The 18,097-nt window shown below is 64.4% G+C and carries 23 protein-coding genes; 8 read left to right on the top strand and 15 right to left on the bottom strand.

Going from position 1 to position 18,097, the window contains the following annotated elements:
• Nucleotides 1–334: 334 nt before the first annotated feature.
• The 5 genes from hisE to EA473_RS17475 form a co-directional block, all read right to left on the bottom strand.
• Nucleotides 335–619 carry a phosphoribosyl-ATP diphosphatase gene (gene hisE, locus EA473_RS17495; RefSeq protein ID WP_124196937.1) on the bottom strand — a complete coding sequence of 95 codons (285 nt, stop codon included), beginning with the start codon at nt 617–619 and terminating at the stop codon, nt 335–337.
• Nucleotides 620–1,087: a bifunctional nuclease family protein gene (locus tag EA473_RS17490; protein ID WP_124196936.1), complete on the bottom strand. Its 468-nt coding sequence runs from the start codon at nt 1,085–1,087 to the stop codon at nt 620–622. It lies immediately after the preceding gene.
• Nucleotides 1,088–1,263: 176 nt separating this feature from the next.
• A complete protein-coding gene (pdxT, locus tag EA473_RS17485) occupies nt 1,264–1,887 on the bottom strand; it encodes a pyridoxal 5'-phosphate synthase glutaminase subunit PdxT (RefSeq protein ID WP_124196935.1) in 624 nt (207 codons plus the stop codon).
• Nucleotides 1,888–1,980: 93 nt separating this feature from the next.
• On the bottom strand, nt 1,981–2,838 hold the full coding sequence (locus tag EA473_RS17480; RefSeq protein ID WP_124196934.1) for a VOC family protein: 858 nt from the start codon (nt 2,836–2,838) through the stop codon (nt 1,981–1,983).
• Nucleotides 2,839–2,997: 159 nt separating this feature from the next.
• A complete protein-coding gene (locus EA473_RS17475) occupies nt 2,998–3,159 on the bottom strand; it encodes a preprotein translocase subunit Sec61beta (RefSeq protein ID WP_124196933.1) in 162 nt (53 codons plus the stop codon).
• A 98-nt stretch (nt 3,160–3,257) separates the two neighbouring features.
• Here EA473_RS17475 and EA473_RS17470 point away from each other — a divergent pair, with 98 nt between their 5' ends.
• Complete coding sequence (locus EA473_RS17470; RefSeq protein WP_279387674.1) at nt 3,258–3,560, top strand: thioredoxin family protein; 303 nt, start codon at nt 3,258–3,260, stop codon at nt 3,558–3,560.
• A gap of 66 nt (nt 3,561–3,626) precedes the next feature.
• Here the strand turns inward: EA473_RS17470 and npdG are convergent, their stop codons facing one another.
• From npdG to EA473_RS17450, 4 genes are all read right to left on the bottom strand, one after another.
• Complete coding sequence (gene npdG, locus EA473_RS17465; protein ID WP_124196931.1) at nt 3,627–4,295, bottom strand: NADPH-dependent F420 reductase; 669 nt, start codon at nt 4,293–4,295, stop codon at nt 3,627–3,629.
• 213 nt (nt 4,296–4,508) lie between these two features.
• Nucleotides 4,509–4,766: a hypothetical protein gene (locus EA473_RS17460; protein WP_124196930.1), complete on the bottom strand. Its 258-nt coding sequence runs from the start codon at nt 4,764–4,766 to the stop codon at nt 4,509–4,511.
• Nucleotides 4,767–4,894: 128 nt separating this feature from the next.
• A complete protein-coding gene (locus EA473_RS17455; protein WP_124196929.1) occupies nt 4,895–5,563 on the bottom strand; it encodes a hypothetical protein in 669 nt (222 codons plus the stop codon).
• 80 nt (nt 5,564–5,643) lie between these two features.
• Nucleotides 5,644–7,203, bottom strand: a complete 1,560-nt coding sequence (locus EA473_RS17450; protein WP_124196928.1) for an FAD-dependent oxidoreductase — start codon at nt 7,201–7,203, stop codon at nt 5,644–5,646.
• Between the two features lie 17 nt (nt 7,204–7,220).
• Between EA473_RS17450 and EA473_RS22390 the strand changes: the two genes are divergently transcribed.
• Nucleotides 7,221–7,394 carry a hypothetical protein gene (locus EA473_RS22390; protein ID WP_165875316.1) on the top strand — a complete coding sequence of 58 codons (174 nt, stop codon included), beginning with the start codon at nt 7,221–7,223 and terminating at the stop codon, nt 7,392–7,394.
• Here the strand turns inward: EA473_RS22390 and EA473_RS17445 are convergent.
• The 3 genes from EA473_RS17445 to EA473_RS17435 all read right to left on the bottom strand — a co-directional run bounded on the left by EA473_RS17445 (nt 7,363) and on the right by EA473_RS17435 (nt 9,493).
• The gene (locus EA473_RS17445) at nt 7,363–8,238 is read right to left on the bottom strand and encodes a TIGR01548 family HAD-type hydrolase (RefSeq protein WP_124196927.1); all 876 of its coding nucleotides are present in this window, start codon (nt 8,236–8,238) and stop codon (nt 7,363–7,365) included. The two genes, EA473_RS22390 and EA473_RS17445, sit on opposite strands and share 32 nt — an antisense overlap.
• Nucleotides 8,239–8,412: 174 nt before the next feature.
• Nucleotides 8,413–9,054 carry a DUF3267 domain-containing protein gene (locus EA473_RS17440; protein ID WP_124196926.1) on the bottom strand — a complete coding sequence of 214 codons (642 nt, stop codon included), beginning with the start codon at nt 9,052–9,054 and terminating at the stop codon, nt 8,413–8,415.
• Nucleotides 9,055–9,085: 31 nt separating this feature from the next.
• The gene (locus tag EA473_RS17435) at nt 9,086–9,493 is read right to left on the bottom strand and encodes a UPF0146 family protein (protein ID WP_279387672.1); all 408 of its coding nucleotides are present in this window, start codon (nt 9,491–9,493) and stop codon (nt 9,086–9,088) included.
• A 39-nt stretch (nt 9,494–9,532) separates the two neighbouring features.
• Here EA473_RS17435 and EA473_RS17430 point away from each other — a divergent pair, with 39 nt between their 5' ends.
• The 3 genes from EA473_RS17430 (at nt 9,533) to EA473_RS17420 (ending at nt 11,957) form a co-directional block, all read left to right on the top strand.
• Nucleotides 9,533–10,054, top strand: coding sequence for an archaemetzincin family Zn-dependent metalloprotease (locus EA473_RS17430; protein ID WP_124196924.1), 522 nt, complete (start codon nt 9,533–9,535; stop codon nt 10,052–10,054).
• Nucleotides 10,055–10,202: 148 nt separating this feature from the next.
• Entirely contained in the window at nt 10,203–10,859 is a 657-nt protein-coding gene (locus tag EA473_RS17425) for a class I SAM-dependent methyltransferase (protein ID WP_124196923.1), read from the top strand.
• 183 nt (nt 10,860–11,042) lie between these two features.
• Entirely contained in the window at nt 11,043–11,957 is a 915-nt protein-coding gene (locus tag EA473_RS17420; protein ID WP_207890211.1) for a hypothetical protein, read from the top strand.
• 48 nt (nt 11,958–12,005) lie between these two features.
• Here EA473_RS17420 and EA473_RS17415 read toward each other — a convergent pair whose 3' ends face one another.
• Together EA473_RS17415 and EA473_RS17410 are read right to left on the bottom strand one after the other, a co-directional pair.
• Complete coding sequence (locus tag EA473_RS17415) at nt 12,006–13,841, bottom strand: ribosome biogenesis/translation initiation ATPase RLI (RefSeq protein WP_124196922.1); 1,836 nt, start codon at nt 13,839–13,841, stop codon at nt 12,006–12,008.
• Nucleotides 13,842–13,843: 2 nt separating this feature from the next.
• Entirely contained in the window at nt 13,844–14,167 is a 324-nt protein-coding gene (locus EA473_RS17410; protein WP_124196921.1) for an EMC6-like membrane protein, read from the bottom strand.
• A gap of 230 nt (nt 14,168–14,397) precedes the next feature.
• Here EA473_RS17410 and EA473_RS17405 point away from each other — a divergent pair, with 230 nt between their 5' ends.
• Nucleotides 14,398–15,546: a hypothetical protein gene (locus EA473_RS17405; RefSeq protein ID WP_124196920.1), complete on the top strand. Its 1,149-nt coding sequence runs from the start codon at nt 14,398–14,400 to the stop codon at nt 15,544–15,546.
• Nucleotides 15,547–15,591: 45 nt separating this feature from the next.
• On the opposite strand, the gene EA473_RS17400 is transcribed toward EA473_RS17405, so the two are convergent.
• The gene (locus EA473_RS17400; RefSeq protein ID WP_124196919.1) at nt 15,592–16,152 is read right to left on the bottom strand and encodes a DUF7344 domain-containing protein; all 561 of its coding nucleotides are present in this window, start codon (nt 16,150–16,152) and stop codon (nt 15,592–15,594) included.
• 265 nt (nt 16,153–16,417) lie between these two features.
• Here EA473_RS17400 and EA473_RS17395 point away from each other — a divergent pair, with 265 nt between their 5' ends.
• On the top strand, nt 16,418–16,987 hold the full coding sequence (locus tag EA473_RS17395; RefSeq protein ID WP_124196918.1) for a hypothetical protein: 570 nt from the start codon (nt 16,418–16,420) through the stop codon (nt 16,985–16,987).
• A gap of 144 nt (nt 16,988–17,131) precedes the next feature.
• On the top strand, nt 17,132–18,040 hold the full coding sequence (locus tag EA473_RS17390) for a CARDB domain-containing protein (protein WP_124196917.1): 909 nt from the start codon (nt 17,132–17,134) through the stop codon (nt 18,038–18,040).
• Nucleotides 18,041–18,097: the final 57 nt, after the last annotated feature.

Here is an 18,097-nt window from a genome sequence, read left to right as displayed (position 1 = left end):
CACCCGCGACTCGGGCGGCGGGTGCGCCGGGACATCGGCACAGTAATACGTATCACACCGCGTTCGATCCGAAGCGGCGATTGTTCGTTCCGGTAGACGTGGGGCCCGTCCGATCATGAAGGTACCCACGCGTTTACACTCCGAGAGAACGCGCCGTCCAATCTGGAAACCTCCGAGAGAACGCGCCGTCCAACCTGGAGGCCTCCAAGAGAACGCTGCGCGGGTTACTCGAGGACGACTCGTCACTATCGTTCGTTTCGATCCGTGGGTAAACAAATCTGTTGGATCGCGTACTGGTCAAAAAGACAGTTCGTGATCGAGGCCGAATCGGTCGCTACCGGCGGGCCTCGAGTTCCGCCTCGAGATCCGCCAACTCCATGTCTTTCATCGAGAGCAACACGAGCAAGTGATAGACGATGTCGGCGGCCTCGTAGGCAACCTCGTCGCGGTCGTCGTCTTTGGCCGCGAGCACGAGTTCGGTCGTCTCCTCGCCGAGTTTCTCGAGCACCGCGTTCTCGCCTTTCTCGTGGGCGAAAAGCGAGGCGGTGTACGAGTCCTCGGGCAACGTTTCCTTGCGATCCTCGATAACGTCGAACAGCTCCTCGAGTACGTCCTCCATCTATAGTTCACCGGAGACGGTACGGATGTCTTGTAACTGTTCGAACTTCTCGCTGTCGTCTCGGCCGTCCTCGAAGACGTCTTCGGTGACCTCGATCGGTGCGTTCGTCCGGGCGGCCAGCGCGAGCGAGTCGCTCGGACGGGCGTCGACGACGGCGTCGCCGCGGGGCGTCTGAACGTGGAGGTCGGCGATGTACGTCCCGCCGCGGCCGTCCTCTCGAGTTTCGATCGCGTTGACGACGACGCGGTCGATCCGACTGCCCAGTTCCTCCATCACGTCGAGCAGGAGGTCGTGTGTCAACGGCCGGCCGATGTCTTCGGCCTCGAGACCGCGTGCGATGCTCGTCGCCTCCTCGAAGCCGATGAAGATGGGAACGACGTCGTCTTCGTCGTCGACGGCGAGGACCACGACCGGAACCGGACCCTGTGGAGTCCCCGCGACGCGAACCGAATCGATGGATGCCTGCATATTCCTACTCTCGCGTGCGAGAGAGAAAACAGGTCCGGTCGCGAGTGCATGCATATCCGGTCGCGAGTGCGTGCATGTCCGACCGCGACTACATGGCTCTCCGACAGGTCCGGGCTGGATGCACGGCCGCCTGGCGGCCCCGATTCGAAGGCACGGCCGCCCGAATCTCGAGCGGATCAGGGCGACTTCTCGAGAGCCGGAACCGACGCCGCGTCGGTTTCGAAGAACGTCAGCCCGTGGATTCGACTGTCGGGAGTCAGTTCGGGATGAAACGAGGTGCCGACGACCGGGCCGTCGCGAACCGCGACCGGCCGTCCGTCCCACGAGGCGAGCACCTCGGCGTCGCCGACTTCGGCGATGGCCGGCGCGCGGATGAACACCGCCGGATACGGCTCGTCGTCGGCCAGCCCGTCGACCGACAGCGGCGCCTCGAAGCTGTCTTTCTGCCGCCCGAACGCGTTGCGTTCGACGGTTGCACCGAGGACGCCGAGTTCGTCGACCCGGTCGTCGCCCGCGTCGCTCGAGGCGACGATCAGCCCCGCACAGGTGGCGAGCAACGGTTTGTTCGCCTCGACGTGAGCGCGAATTTCGGGGGCGATCCCTTCGCCGTGGACCAGCCGCGAGATGGTCGTCGACTCTCCGCCGGGCATCGCGAGCAGGTCGCAGTCGGGCACGATTCCTGCCGTTCTAATCTCGCGAACGTCGACGTCTCGGCCGCGGGCTCGAGCCGCCCGTTCGATGGCGTCGGCGTGTTCTTCGACGTCGCCCTGGACGGCGACGACGCCCGCAGTCAGTGACATAGCCGCGAGTACGGATGCCCCCCTCAAAAATGACGCGTCACGGTACGACCGCGCCGTCCCCGGTACGACCGGGAGATTGGTACCACGAACCGACTACTCCCCGGAGACGATTCGAACCCCGATTCCGTCCGGATCGGCGACCGCGAAGCCGCGTTCGTCGTCGGTTTCTCGCAGCTCCTCGCTCTCGAGTCGCTCGCGGATCGTCGCGACCGCCGCGTCAGGGACGACGACTTCGAACCACGCGAGCCCTCGCGAATCGTCCGCTATGGACTGCGTTCGGCCCTTCCAGGTATTCAACCCGACGTGGTGGTGATAGCCGCCGGCCGAGACGAACAGCATCGACGACCCGTTGGTGATCATCGCGTCGAATCCGAGCGCCTCCACGTAAAACGCGCGAGCGGCGTCGATCGAGGACACCTCGAGGTGGACGTGACCGACGTCCGTCTCCGGCGGTGCCGTCGAGGCCGCTTCGGTCGCCACCTCGGCCGCGATTCCATCGAGGTCGAGGGGTTCAGACGGTGCCACGTAACTCCCGTCGTCCGCTCGTGGCCACTCCGCGCGCGGCCGGTCCCGGTAGATTTCGACGCCGTTGCCGTCCGGATCTGAGAGGTAGAGCGCCTCGCTGAATCCGTGGTCGCTCGCCCCCTCGAGTCGCCAGCGGTCGCGGATCCGAGCGAGGGCGTCCCCGAGCGCCGCGCGTCCCGGGACCCTGAACGCGGTGTGAAAGAGACCGGCCTCTCGACGGTCGCGCGGACGAGCGTCCTCGTCCGAGATCACCACGACCAACACCGTTTCGTCGACCCCCAGGCTCGTCGTTGATCCGCTCTCCGACAGAACGTCGAGTCCGACGACGTCGCGATAGAACGCGACCAGTTCGGCCCGATCGGCCGTTCGAAGCGCAGTTCGGCCGAGACGCGTCTCGTTCGGAAGCGATCCGGAAGGAGTAGTCATACGATCAGTACGCACCGATTCCGTATAGAGGACTCGGCCGACCCGAAGTCCGGCGAGACTGGCATCACTCGAGGAAATCGAATCGGACCGTCGAGACCGTCGCCGAAAGACGGCGGTCGCTGTCGAACGCGAGTCAGAGAAACCGCCGGGACCGAGAAACTACGCGACGAACGTCAGCAGTTGCACGAGAACGCCGATCATGACGCCCGTCGCGATTACCGTCTTCGGGTTGATGAGAATCGCGTTCGAGTCCTCAGCGTCGAAGTACCGGACGAGTCCGGCACTGGACATCAATCCGCCGGTGTTCTGTCCTTTATCCATACCACGTGTTACCGGCCGAGGCGAACTAAACCTTTCGACGTTTGTCCGAGGTGGCGGACACCCAGAAGCGACGGCGTGCGAGCAAGTGGGAAACCCTTATGCGCGGCGCGTGGCAACTGTCGATGAACCGTATGACTGTCACGCTCAAGGACTTCTACGCGGACTGGTGTGGCCCCTGCAAGACCCAGGATCCCATCCTCGAGGAACTCGAAGACGACTGGGACGGCCGATTCGAGATCGAGAAGGTCAACGTCGACGAACAACAGGACGTCGCAAACGAGTACCAGGTGCGCTCGCTGCCGACGCTCGTCATCGAGAACGACGACGGCGTCGTCGAGCGCTTCGTCGGCGTCACCCAGCGCGAGGACATCGAAGACGCACTCGAGTCCGCCGGCGCGTAACGCAGTTTGTTCGTTTTTCGACCGCGAGCGACCGGATAGCGTCGGCTTCGAATCGACTCCGGGCCGCTACACCCACTTCACGCCGACGTCGTGCATCTCGTCGTTGTACTTCGCGATGTTGATCACGAGCGGCGTGACGCTTTCGACCTCCGCGGCGTTCGAAAGCGGGCCGGCCTCGAGGGCGCGAAGGCCATCGATCTCGTTCGTGAGCGTTCGGACCGTCTCGTTCGCGTCCGGATTGTCGCCGACGACGAGCGTATCGAGGTCGAACTCGACGTCCAGATCGGCCAGTTTTCCGGCCGCGAGGTTGTGGTATGCGCCGACGACCGGAACCGCCTCGGGAGCGCGCTGAGCGACGAGTTCGCTGACGCTGCCCGCACCTGGCGGGTGATAGTGCATTCCGTCTTCGTCGCCTTTCATCCCCACCGCAGGAGTGACCAGGATCGTCTCGTCGTCGAGACTGTCCGCGACGGCCTCGACCGTGTCGCCGGCGTAGTACGGCGGCACCGAGAGGATTACGACGTCGGCTCTGTCTGCCGCCATCTCGTTGGCGAAGCCCTTGACCGTCGCCTCGTGTCCCCGCTCGTCGAGTTCCGTTTCGTAGCCGTCGACCGCGTCGCGTGCTTTCTCCGGATCTCGAGAGCCGATGAGGACCTCGTGGTCGGTGTCGCGCGCGAACCGGAGCGCCAATCCTTCACCGATGTCGCCAGTGCCGCCCAGTAGTGCGATACGCATAGACACACCTCTGGATGGCACCCGAATAAATGGGTCGGTGGGCGGCCGATTTCGCCGCGAGTCCGGCGACGGTCCCGACCGTCGCGTGGACTCTCCACTCGCGTCACTCACCCTGCACTCGCGTCACTCGCCCTGGCCGTCGGATTGGACGGCGCGATCCGGGCTCACGGGGCGTCGTCTCCTGGCTGTCGGATAGGACGGCGTGATCCGGACTCACGGAGCGTCGTCTTCGTCCGGGTTCATCGCGGATCCGAGTCCGCTATCGTACGCGTCGCGGTTTTTCACCTCTCGGATCCGCTGGTCGAGCCGGTTCTCGAGTGCCCGCCGACGTTCCTCGGCCACGTCGGGATCGGTTCCGAGATCACGCAGATCCTCTCGTGCCGACCGCAACACGGCGACGGCCTCTGCCGTCTCGAGTTCCGTCGCGCGATCCAGACTCCGCTCGACATCTTCGAGTGTCGTGTGGGTCATGCCGGTCGTTCGACGGGCGAACGCTTGAACGTTCGACCGGGACCTGCCACTCGACGACCGAGAGCCTGCGAGAGCGTCTCGGACCTCCGGACCCCAGCGAGACAGACGGGCGTGTGGGGGTGTAGTCACTATCGGCAATCGAGGACGGGAGTCGGATCGCGAACCGCGATTCCGAACCCGGCGAACAGGACGAGGATCTGGCCGGCAAGAGCGAAGAGGGCGAGAGTCGCCCCGCCGAGAACCGGGGTCCGAACGAAGACGCGGAGGACGTCCGAGACGGGCAACAGGACGCCAGCGACCGCGAGAAAAACGGCCGAACAGAAGACGAGCAGAAACGTCCGGACGAAGTACGCCGACGTGACGTCGAGTCGTTCGAGGCCGCCGTAAAACGAGAGCCAGCCACCGACCAGGACGCACGCGATCAGATACAGGTTGACGACCAGCCCCGAACCCCCGACGACGCTCGACAGCGCGTAGCCCGCCGGGAGGAACGTAACCGGAAGATAACACACCGACAGCCTGGCGAACTCTCCGCCACCCGCCGGATTCGCCCGAATCGTCCGATAGCCGCTTCGCTCGAGCCAGATCGTTCCGAGCGATGCGGCCACCAGGATGCCGAACCAGACCGCCTCCTCAGGAACGCCGGCATCCGCCGGCGAGGTCCCGACTCCCCGAACCACGGCGAGGGCCGCGTTGGCCCCGAACCAGGAGAGTCCGACGAACGTTCCGATCGCCGCTCCGATCTCGAGGAGCATCGACGCTGCGGTCGCACGGAGGGTCCGGACCGTATTGCTCACGCGATAACACCGTACTACTCCCGCCAACCATTCATGCAACTAAATAGGTACCGATGCGATGAAAACGCCGTCACTCATGACTACTGGTCACCGCCACCCGACACGTCGTCCCGATTCGGGAGGTCCTCGGTGGCCGGTCCTTCGAGAACGTCGCCGTCGGGGGAAAATCGAGAGCCGTGGCACGGACAGTCCCAGCTACACTCCGCGTCGTTCCACTCGAGAAGACAGTACATGTGCGTACAGACGGCCGACGTCGTGTGGAGGTCGCCGTTCGCGTCGCGTGCACAGGCGATCGGTTCTCCGCCACGGCGAACGATCGTGCCCTCGCCGCGTTCGAGCGAGGGGGGATCCGGAGTGAGCAACGTTCGAAGCCAGTCGGTCGCGAACTCGCTGGCGGCGTCGGCGTTTTCCGTCACCGTGGCCCCAAGTGACGCCTTCGGCGTGAAACGCAGCGGATCGAACAGATCGCGTTCCGGCGGCCGCTCGCCGGTGACGAGATCGGCCAACAGCGTTCCGGCGGCCACGCCGTTGGTCATCCCCCAGCCACGAAAGCCGGTCGCGACGAAGATGGTCTCCGTTCCCGGACCGGCGCGACCGACCAGTGGCACCCTGTCCGCCGGTTTGTAATCCTGGGTCGACCACCGGTAGTCGACCGATTCGACGGAAAACCGGCTTCGGGCCCACTCGAGGAGGCGTCGATACCGCTCGGCGGTCGAGCCTCCCTGTCCGGTCTTGTGATTCTCGCCGCCGACTAACAGGAGTCGCCCGTCCTCGTCGCGGTGGGTTCGAACGGACCGGTAGTTATCTCCCGGCCGATAGTACATCCCCTCCGGGTGTGGACCGTCCAGTCGCAATCCGAGGACGTACGATCGCTTCGGGTACATCCGCGCGAAGTAGCCGGCCCGATCGAGGATCGGAAAGCCGGTCGCGAGGACCACCCGTCGAGCCGTCACGCTCCCCGCTTGCGTGCGAACGCGACAGGGATCTCCGGGATCGACGTCGGTGACCCGCGTTCCCTCGTAGACCGCCGCGCCGTCGTCGCCGCGCAACTCGTCTGCGACCGCGAGCAGGTACTTCCGGGGGTGAAACCACGCCTGATCGTCGAACCGGACAGCCGCCTGCGCACGCTCGAACGGCGGGACCGAGGTGACGTAACTCGCCTCGAGTCCAGCTTCTCGCGCCGCGTTTGCCTCCCGTTCGATCTTCGCGGGGTCGTTGCCGTAGAGGTACGACGGAACCCGCTCGAACCCGCAGTCGATTCCGAGCGCGTCGATTCGCGTCTCGACCTCGTCGATGGCATCCTCCTGAACCCGCGCGTACTGACTCGCCTGTCGTAGCCCGAACTCCCGACGCAGGTGATCGTAGATCAGGCCGTGCTGGCTCGTCAGTTTCGCCGTCGTCTTGCCCGTCACGCCAGTTGCCACTCGGTCGCGCTCGAGTACGGCCACCGTCTCGCCGCGTTCCCGTAGCGAGATCGCCGTCGAGAGCCCGGCAATCCCCGCACCGACGATCGCTACGTCTACCGATTCTGTTCCCTCGAGCGCCGGACCGTCGTCGGCGTCGGCGGTCTCGAGCGTGGTGGCGAGCCACGGTGACGTCGGTTCCCCGGGGAGGTCGTCGTGACGGCTAAATTCGGACATCGGAACGGTCGCTCACTATGTCACCGATTGGCAAAAAACGGCCGGGCGAACGTGCCGGCACGCTCGACGGACAGCCGGGTGAGACCCGCGCCGACGGTTCGGATCTCGAGGTCGACCACACCACACGAGACGCGGGAGAAAAATCGGGGCTCGAGGCGGTCAGGACTCGAGACGGCCCGGAAGGTCGTTGATCGACTCGAGAACGGCGTCGGCACCCTCGGCGTCGTACTTCCGGCGTCCCTCCTCGCCGGTGAGCCCGCCGGTCAGGACGCCGACGCCGTGGTACGTCCGCCCGGAATCCGCCTCCGACGCGTTGACCGCCGTTCGGACGTCGTCGAGCGTGTCACCGACGAAGACGACGGTGTCGGCGTCGAACCGCTCGGCGAGCGTCGTCAGCGCTCGCGGATGCGGCTTTCCTTCCTCCCAGTCGTCCATCGTGAACCGGTGGTCGGCCGGAATCTCCTCGTCGAGGCCGACGCGGTCCAGTGCAATTTCGGCTTCGGCCTCGGGGCGACCGGTCAGGACGCCGACGTCGTACTCCGCGAGCAGCCGGTCGCGACCCTCTCCGTCGAGTATCACCGGTTCGTCGTGGATGAACCCCCGCGTCTCGAGGTCGGGTTCGCCGCCCTCGAGACCGCGATAGAGTTCCGCGCCGAGGTAGAGTTGCTGGAAGATGTCCCGCAATCGATCCCGGTCCCAGCGGTCGGTGATGCGCTGTGTCGCCCGCGCGCCGATCCGGTCGCGGACGACCGTTTCGGCGGCCTCGAGCCCGCCGCCCTCGACCGCGATGGCGTCGGTGAACTCGTCGATCGACTCGTCGTACCCCTCGCCCGTCGCGAGGACGTAGAGCGCGGCGGCGTAGGTGAGTTCCCAGTCGTTGTTGAATCCGCCCGCATCTTTGAATTCCTGGATGTCTTCTTTGCGAATCGTGCGGTCGTAGACGTGCTCGATCGAGTCGACGATCGCCCGGCGGTAGGAGTCGGCGACGTCGACGAGCACTCCGTCGATATCGAGGACGACGGCGTCTGCGTGCATACCGCCACGAACGGGCCGACAGAGATAAAGGCGGTCGGTTTCGGTCGCGGGGTTTCGACCCCGCGACAGTTTTCGGAGGAGTCCGGTTTCGCCGACGTCGGCTACAATAGTAACAACTGAAACGAGTTACACACCCATCGCCGAACCGTCTGGCGATCAGGTGTGCAGTGGCTACTATACCGGAACGCCGACGAGCGCGAACGCGAGTGCGAGCAACCCGAGCGCGTAGAGGACGTCCGCCCACAGCCACGAGAGGACGTTCGCCACGTAGATGACGGCGACGACCGGCAACCCGAGCAGGACGAGCGGTGACCGTCGCCACTCGAGGCGCGAGCGCGTCCAGAGGACGTCCGCGTCACCCGTACTCGGAAACGCGTGAATGCCGACCGAGAGGCCGAGCCACGCCAGGCCGGCCCCGACAGCGAGGGGTTCTCTCGAGATCGTTCGAACGTCGCCGAGTGACGCGACGTCGCTGGCCGCGACGAGCGTCGCGAGCCCGAGAAACGCGACGAACGCGACGATCGTATTGACCAGAAACGGGGCGACGCTGACGACGAACGCCTCGCGATACCGCCGTGGCTGCTCGTGGCGGACGTAGCCCGCCGGATCGCCAAATTGGAAGTAGACGACCTCGAGCACGCGCACGCCGACGAGACGACAGGCGCTCGCGTGGGCGAACTCGTGGACGACGACGCCGGGGACCGTAAACAGGCGAACGGCGACAGCACAGAGCGTTCCGATGCCGACGATCGCGAGCGCGAGCACCGCGACGACGATGGCGAACAGGATCGGAATCGGGAGGATCTCGATTGCCACGTATCGTAATTCGAAACCGTCCCCCTCGCTGTTAACTCCTTCTCTCGGCGCGAGCCACGTACAGCGTCCCCTCCCGAATCGTCTTCCGTTCGACCGGTATCGCGGGCTGGTCACCACCGAGCGTCGTAAAGTACAGGGTGGCGTCGGCCTCGCGGGCGACCTCGAGTGTCGGTCGATGCAGTTCGGGCGGCAAATTCCGTGCGTACACCGCCTCGGCGTCCGCGTAGACGTCTGGATCGGGATCGACGACGTCGTCGCGGACGAACCGGACGCCGTCGGGAACCGCCCGTGGGTAGACGTCCGTTGCGGTGACGGCAACGTCCGCTTTCGCGAGCGCCGCCGCCAGATCGGCTCGACGGCCGATCCCGATTTCGACGAGACGGTCGTACTCGCGGAGGTAATCGATCATTGCGGGAGATCGACGGCGAGAGTCACACACGGCGGGACGTTTATAGCGTCCGCGACCATAGCTGTTGCCATGCTCGTCGACATCGTGCCGGTGGGTAACGTCTCCGCAAACGTCAAGCGGGCGGCGTCCTCGGCACTGCGATCGGTTTACAACTGCGACGTCTCGGTGAGCGATTCACAACCAGTCCCGAACGGCGCGTACGACTCCGGCCGGAACCAGTACTCCGCCGAGACGTTCATCCAGCTCGCCGAACGCGTCGGTAACGGGGCGAAAAACATCGCGATCACACCCCACGACCTCTTCTATCGGCGCCGAAACTACGTGTTCGGGCTCGCCTATCTCGACGGCAGCGGCAGCGTGGTCTCGACCTACCGGCTGCAGACCTCGAGCGACGGGGGCTTCTCGAACAAGAGCGCGAGCGACATCTTCGAAAACCGGGTCCGCAAGGAAATCGTCCACGAGATCGGGCACACCTACGGCCTCGAACACTGCGACAACAACCGCTGTGTGATGAACTTCTCGCCGACTGTTCGCGAAGTCGACATCAAAGAGGAGAACCTCTGTGGAAGCTGCCAGCGACTGATTAGCTGAGCAGCGGTGACGGACGGACCAGTCCTCGCCGATGAACGGACCGATCTCTTCTAACGATATGGCTCGAGCGTTCGACGATTCGAGCGTCACTCGAGGACGTAACGATTAGGTAGCAGTACTTTCACCCGACGCTTCGTGTGTCCGGCCGATGACCGCAGCCCCCTTCGAATCGCTCGTCGAGGAGTACGACGACTGGTTCGAGACCAACGCCGGTGCCTACCGGGCGGAGAAGGCCGCCCTCGAGGACGTTCTGCCCGAGGAGTTCGATCACGGTCGGTCCATCGAGGTCGGTGTCGGAACGGGCCGGTTCGCCGCTCCCCTTGGCATATCCGTCGGAATCGATCCCGCCCGCCAGCCCCTCGTCCGCGCTCGTTCCCGGGGCGTCGATCCCGTCCGCGGCGTCGCCGAGTTCCTTCCGGTCGCCGACGGCGCACTCGATCTCGTGGCGATCGTCACCGTCCTCTCGTTCGTCGACGACATAGAGCGCACGCTGTCGGAAACTCGTCGCGTCCTCGCCGCCGACGGCACGCTCGTCGTCGCCGTCCTCGATCGATCGACGCCGGTCGGGCGGGTCTATCAGGAGCACAAAGCCGAGAACCCGTTCTACGCCGACGCCGAGTTCCTGACCGCCGACGAGACAGAGGAAGCGCTCGAGCAGGCCGGGTTCGCCGTCGACCGACGCGTACAGACGATTTTCGAAGACCCCACCTCGCTCGAGGCCGATTCGGACGAGAAACCGACGGTACGCGACGGACACGGCACGGGGCTGTTCGCCGTCTTTCGTGCTGCTCCCGCCGACTCGTGATCGAAAACGCCAGATGGTGATTTCGGGTTACACACCCCACGGGACCCCTGTTCAGGCAGGATGAACTGGTCGTTTCACACGGAGTGATCGTCACGCTGTCGGAAGAACAACACCTTACTGTGACGGGCGCTTACTGCCGTGTATCGACGGCGCGACATCGATGCGAGTACCAGCACGCGAATCATGACTGATACGGCAGACGGTGAAGACGAGATCGAACTCGAGATCGAACGCGACGATCAGTCCCGACCGAGTGCGTCTCGATCGGGCGGTCGACGGGTCGACGAGCGCAGCGTCGACGAGACCGATCAGTACCGTGAGGAAACGGGCGCCCGCTACAGCGACGAAGCGACGGACCCGTACGGCCGCGAAGGACCGTACGACCGTGACGACGATTTCCGCGACGCGTCCACCGGTCGCAGTACCTCCGGAACCGATCGTGACTCGGCGACCCGACGACTCGAGGAGGAACTCGGCCGCATCGACCTCGAGACGACGGAGGCGGGGTACGTCGAGGGGAGAATCACCGGTCTCGAGTCGATCGACGAGACGAGAGTGCTCCTCGAGGTCACGCTCCCCCACGGACAGACGGAGGAGTTCGTCCTCGAGAAGCCGATCCCGTGGTCGACGGAGTTCCTGCTGGCCCGGATCGTCGAGGACGTCGGCTACGATGCGACGTCGCTCAGCCACGTCGTCGGAGAACGGGTCTACCTCGAGCGGACCGATCTCGAGGAAGAGGCGGGAGGCGGCGGTGATCTGCCGACCTGGCTAACGACGTCGGCCCATGCGATCGGCGAGGTTGCCCTCTCCGCGCTCGGCGGTCGGTTCCACTTAGAGGAGCGACGAAGCCCCGAGTGGCGACTGGTCGATCCACTGGAGCGCCAGCCGATCGAGAAGGGTGGTTCCCGGCTCGATCTGACGTCGGGCCTCGGAATCGTACTGATCCTGCTCGCACCGATCGTCGCAGCGGTCGGCGTCGGGGTCGCGGTCACGACGGTCGGCGGACTCGTCCTCTCGATTCCGGTCGCCGCGGCCGTGGTCGCGTCGCTGGTCGTCGCGCTGGTCGGGTTCGCACTGGTTGCCGGAAATACGAGATGACTGGGTGGCCACCGTTCGACCCTCGCCTGGAAAACGCAGGGACGCCGCCTACGGCGCGTAGTAGTACTCGCCGTCGGATTTCTGCTGCTTGTCGAGTTGCGAGTCGGGCTTGTTGATCCGCGGACGCGAGGTGCGCTCGTCGCGACGGAACGTGACCTCGAGGTTCGCGAGGAACTCGTTCATCCCGTCGCGCATCGGCTGTGGCGTGCCGGCCCGGCCGTGGACGGCGGGTTCGCCGTCGAAGACCATCAGCCGGTCGGCGAGCAGGTCGATCATGTAGATGTCGTGGTCGATGACGAGGACCGTTGCGTCTTGCTGTTCGGCGTACCGGCGGATGGCGCTCGTCGCCTGCACCCGCTGTTCGACGTCGAGGTGTGCCGAGGGTTCGTCGAGCAGGTAGAGATCCGCTGAATCGGAGAGACAGGCCGCGATCGCCACCCGCTGGCGTTCGCCGCCGGAGAGATCCGAGAGGTTCTGCTCCATGATCCGCTCCAGCTGAAGCGGCCCCGCGATTTCGGTGTTCCAGTACGAGGAGCCGAACTGGTCCGTGATCGACGAGAGGAAGGCGTCGACGCGCATGTGCTGGTCGATCGTCACGTACTGTGGCTTATACGAGATCTCGAGGTCGAGATCCAGGTCGGCCCTGTCGGCCGAACCGCCGACGCTGTCGGGTTCGATGTTGCCGGTGAGGAGTTTCGCGAACGTCGATTTCCCGATTCCGTTCGGACCGACGATGCCGAGGACCTCGTTCTGGCGGATCTCGCCGCCCTCGACCTCGAGGGAGAACTCGTCGTCGCCGTAGCTCTTTTCGAGGTCGGGATACTCGACGAGCGTGTCGCGGCGGACGCTCGCTCGCGGGGCGTGCTCTTCGAACTCGATGGGATCCGGCCGGATCCGCATGTTCTCGTTGTCGAGATACCCCGCGAGGTACTCGTTGATGCCGTTTCGGACGGACTTCGGCGGGGTGACGACGCCGTACGCACCGGGTTCACCGTAGGCGACGTGGAGCGTGTCCGCGAGCAAGTCGAGGATCGCGAGGTCGTGTTCGACGACCAGCACCGATCGATCTTCGTCCTCGGCCAGTTCGCGGATCAGCCGCGCTGCGGTCACCCGCTGGCCGATGTCGAGATACGGCGTGACCTCGTCCAGAAAGTAAAAGTCCGTATCGCGGGCGAGCGTCGCCGCGATGGCCACTCGCTGGAGTTCGCCGCCGGAGAGATCGTCGATCGACTGGTCCATCACGGGGCCGATCTCGAGGCGGGAGACGAGCGAGTCGAGTTCGTCGCGTTCGTCGGTTCGCTCGAGCAGTTCGCGGGTGTTGCCGTCGAAGCTGTTCGGAATCTGGTCGACGTACTGGGGTTTCCGGGCGACGGTAACCTCCCCGTCGCGAACGTCCGCGATGTAGTCCTGGAGTTCCGTGCCGCGGTAGGCCTCGAGCACCTCGTCCCAGCCCGGCGACTCCTCGTGGCGGCCGAGGTTCGGCTCGAGTTCCCCGGCGAGGATGCGGACGGCGGTCGTCTTTCCGATCCCGTTCGGTCCCAGGATCCCCGTCACTTTCCCCTCCTGTGGCGCGGGCAGTCCGTACAGCGAGAACGCGTTTTCGCCGTACCGGTGGGCCGGATCGTCCTGGAGTTCCTTGGGCAGGTTGATGATCTCGATGGCGTCGAAAGGGCACTTCTCGACGCAGATCCCACAGGTTTCGCCGAGACAGATCTCCTCGGAGATGTGAATCTGTTCGGGCTGGCCCTCGTCGGCGTCCTCGCCGCGGAGGGTGATACACTCCTTTCCCGTCCGGTTTGGCGGACAGTAGTTTTTACACTCGTAGCTACATCGGTCGGGCTGGCACCGATCGAGGTCTACGACGGCGATACTGTCGTCGGCCATCGTTAGACGGCCGCCTCCGCGGTCAGCAGGATTCCCCACACCACGAACCAGAACGAGAACGTCATGAACGTGATGAACAGGTAGTGTTTGACCCCGAACTCGTCGTCGTCGTAGATGCTCGTGAAATCGAAGAGCACGAACTGGACGAGGATCGCACCGACGACGAGCAACAGCGGCGTCGTCTGGGTCGCCGCCTCGGCCGGCGCAACGTCACCGGTCAGGGAAGCGGAGGCCAGCGCCGCGCCGACGCCGAGCAATGCCGACAGCGCCGTTACGCTGATCGAGCGGATGTGCTCGCGTCGATCGCTGATCGATTCGGTCGACATGGACTGAACTCGGGTAGCGGAGTTCAAAAGCCGTTCGGGTTGGAGACGCCGTTGGGCCGCGATAGGTGACGACGTATCGCTTTTCTACTCGACGAGACAGGTGCGTGTCACCAGGGAGCGTACAGGTGCAGGTCACCGGAGAGCGTGCTTAATTCCCCGCGCACACTCTTCGAAAACGGGATTCAACCAGATTACTTATCTGTCTCGAGAGCTTATATGTATTCGATTTCATGGGGAACCGTCGACGAACCGGGGGGAGATCGACCACGCGCCGTAGCGTCATCGCCGGCGGTTTCGTCGCCGTCGGCGCCGGGTTCATGCTCACCGAGACGGGTGCGTTCTCTCAAACGGCCGCGACTCGCGGTGCGTCGATCGGCGTCGGACCGGACGGCGACGCGTTGCTCGGTCTCGACGTCGCCCCGCTGGTTGCTGTCGGTTCCTCGGACGAACCGCTCGTCGACGTAACCAACAACGCAGAGACGCCACTCGAGGTCACCGTCGAACTGGTCGATCCGCTCGAGTCGGAGTCGGTCTCTCCGTCGGAAACGACGCTCCAGCCGGGAGAGTCGATACCTGTTACGGTATCTATCGCCTCCGAACGGGACGGCGGAACGGACGCGCTCGCGTTCGACGTGACGGCGTCCGACGGCGAATCGCTCTCGGTCGAGGTGCGACGCCGAACCTCGATTCCGGGACTCAACTACGCCATCATCGATCGAACGCAGAACTCGAACGTCGAGTTCGACGTGCAGTACCAGGTTCTCGACGTTCCCGACTTCGATCGGATGGAGCTGTTCGTCGAGAACGTAAGCGACGGCGATCGTAACCTGAACGAGTCGTTCACCGTCACGGACCCTGAAGGTGTGATCTCGTATCCCTCGAGTGGCAACGACGGCGGAGCCGAGGGGAGTACCTACGAGTTCACGTTCGAGGTCCTCGACGAGGAACGGGGATCGGTTATCTTCGAGCAAACGACCAGGGTCGCCGACGGCGAGAGCGACGACGATGACGACGACTTCGGCGGCGACGACGACCCGATCCTCGAGTCGTTCACGGTAACCGACAACACGGATCTCCAGCGCGATCAGGTCCAATTTGTCGTCGAGTACGAACTGTCGAACACCGAAAACTTCGGTCACGTCGAAGTCACGTTCGATAATCAGAACCACTCCTGGTCCGATGAGACGGTCGAGAGTTCCGACGAGCCGACAGGCACCGTTACCTACCCTGACGGCGGCGGAACGCAGGGCGGGACGAGCAACCAACCGTACGAGATCTCGGTCGAAGTGTGGACCGAAAGTGGCATTCCGGTCGATTCCGGCTCGGTGACGACCGTCGCCGACGGCGAGGATCCACCGCCATACGTCCGTGAGGAGTGACGACTCGCTCACTCGAAGTACGGCGTCTCGGCGCAGTCTCCGAGATCACGGCGGCCGTTCGATTTCTCCCAGCCGCATCCGCCGACTCGAGAGGACGTGTACCACCGCTGAGGCCGCAAACAGAACGAGCACGATCGCCGCCCACGCAAGCGGCGGAACCGTCGCCGTTGGCACGATCTCGAGTGCAATGCCGGCTAACACGACGAATCCGAGCGCCGAAAGGCCGAGGTAGTAGACCCCCCACGGGATCGAGTCACCGGGGACGACGTCGAGGTAAACCTCGAGTTCGGCGGCGGCGTCGGTGAGTTCGATCGTCCGGTCGTCGAACTCGACCATCCCGGCGCGCTCGAGCGTGGGCAGGTGGGTCTGCTGTAACGAGGTGTACACGCGCTTTCGCTCCGTCGAGGTTATCTCCGACACGTCCTTGTCCAGCTCCCAGGCCGCGACGTGTTCGGCTAACTCGCCGAGCGTGACTGGTCCCTCCTCGCGCTTGCAGTAGTGGATCGCGTACCGCCTGCGGTGGTTACTCAAGAGGTCGAAAATCTCGCCGCGACTCGATCCCGGCACCTCGTCGCTCGAGTCAGTCTCGCCCTCGAGCGTCGCCATCGATCCCCCTCACGAGCAACAGTGACGCCCGGTCGACACATAAGTTTGCTGATTTCGTGGAGTCGGCAGAGATCATCGGCGACGGCCCCGAACAAGTTCGGTTCGTCGTCGATGGTCTCCGTTCAAGACCGGCTTGAACGTCTTCTCGCCGACCGTTCGAACCTTCTGGCTACCTAATACAAAGATGGTGGACTGTCTGGTACTCGAGTAAGAACCGAACCGGATCGGATCGCCGATCGACGGTTCGGATCGTGAGACTGAACCCATGAGAATGAACAGACGCAACGTGTTACTCGGACTCGGAACGATCGTCGCCGGCGGTGGCGCAGCAATCGGTACTGGCGCGTTCAGCCAGGTGGAAGCAACCAGAACGGCAGATATCTCGGTTGCTGACGACTCGTCGGCGCTGCTGACGCTCCGCGGCGACACCGATTCGCAGCTGATCGACGAAGACGGCGGAACGCTGGGAATCGACCAGAATAACATCAACCTCAACGGAACAACCAGAGTCGACGGGGCGATCGACATCGAGAACAACGGCGGCCAGCCGATCGAACTCGGCGTTACGCTCTCGTCCGGCGAGAACGTCGACGACACCAACGCACGATCGATCTTCAGCCTCGAGTTCAATGAGAGCGCGAGCACCGACACGCCGACGGGCGTCAGCGATGAATACGACCTCATCGGAGATACCGAATCCGGCAACGAATGGGAACTCGGGGACGGGGACGAGGTTACGGTCGACCTCGTGATCGACACCACGCAGACGACGTTGAACGACGGCGACGACATACTCGACGAAATGACGTTCACGGCCACTGATGCGTCGACCTAATCGAAGAGGAGCGATTAGCCGAAACTGGTGATCGGTGCGTCGTCACACCGACGCCGTCGCGCAGTCTTTCCAGTTGCACCACCACGAGATCCATCTCGATCACGAACTGGTCGGGAGTGTCGTCGCTGAATACCGCTCGAGACGATGAACGCACACCTGCTCGTCGGAATCGCGGTACTCGCCTTGGTACTCGCAGTGCCGACTGCGGCCGTGTCGGTCCAGAGCGACACGGCCGGTCCGATCACGCTCGAGTCGACGTCGCCGTACGCGTCCGTCGACGGCGGCGAGTTGTCGCTCGACTTCGACCGACTCAACGATCGGGCCGTCACCGAGACCGACGAGGCGTTCTCTATAACCGCCACGGACGACACGATCGAATCGGTCCGGATCGAAAGCGACGCCGACGGACTCGCGTTCTACGAGGATGGCGACCCGAACGCCGAGATAACCGACTCGAGCCCGCTCGAACTCGACGCGGGAGACGTCGTGACGGTCGGCGTCTCGGTCGACACGAACGTCGCCCTCGAGGGAACTGAAACGTTCACGATCGTCGTCTCCTACGCGGAGGACGACGACGACGGCGAAGACGCAAGCAGTGGCGGCACGAGCGGAGCCAGTCCCCCGATCGAGGATCCCGAGAAGAAAGGCGAGAACGTCACCGCCGCGTCGATCGAGCAGACGGACCTCGAGGCCTCCCCGACCGCCCTCGAGACGGGCGAGACGGTGACGGTGACCGCGACCTACGAGAACGTCGGCAACGAAACGGGCGTGGCTTCGGTCGAATTCGCGGTCGACGGCGACGTCGTCGGGACGGAAACCGTCGAACTCGCACCGTCGGAGTCGGAAACGGTCTCCTTCGAGTGGACTCCAGACGAGCCAGGAACGTACGACCTCACCGTCGACGGCGTCTCGGCCGGCACGGTCGAAGTCACCGAACCGGGACCGTTCGCGATCGAAACCCGTGAACTGTCCGCGTCCATGACGGCGGCGCTCGCCCCGCCGCTTGCGGTCGGACTCTTCCTCGCGCTGACGAGGGCCGGACGCCGCTGGTGATGACGGACCCAATCCCGAGTTCTCCAGCCTTTATGTGGCTGTGCTTCCGATCAGCTA

The sequence above is a fragment of the Natrarchaeobius chitinivorans genome, from assembly GCF_003841505.1.
Lineage (GTDB): Archaea > Halobacteriota > Halobacteria > Halobacteriales > Natrialbaceae > Natrarchaeobius > Natrarchaeobius chitinivorans.
This window is presented reverse-complemented; position numbering and strand designations above follow the sequence as displayed.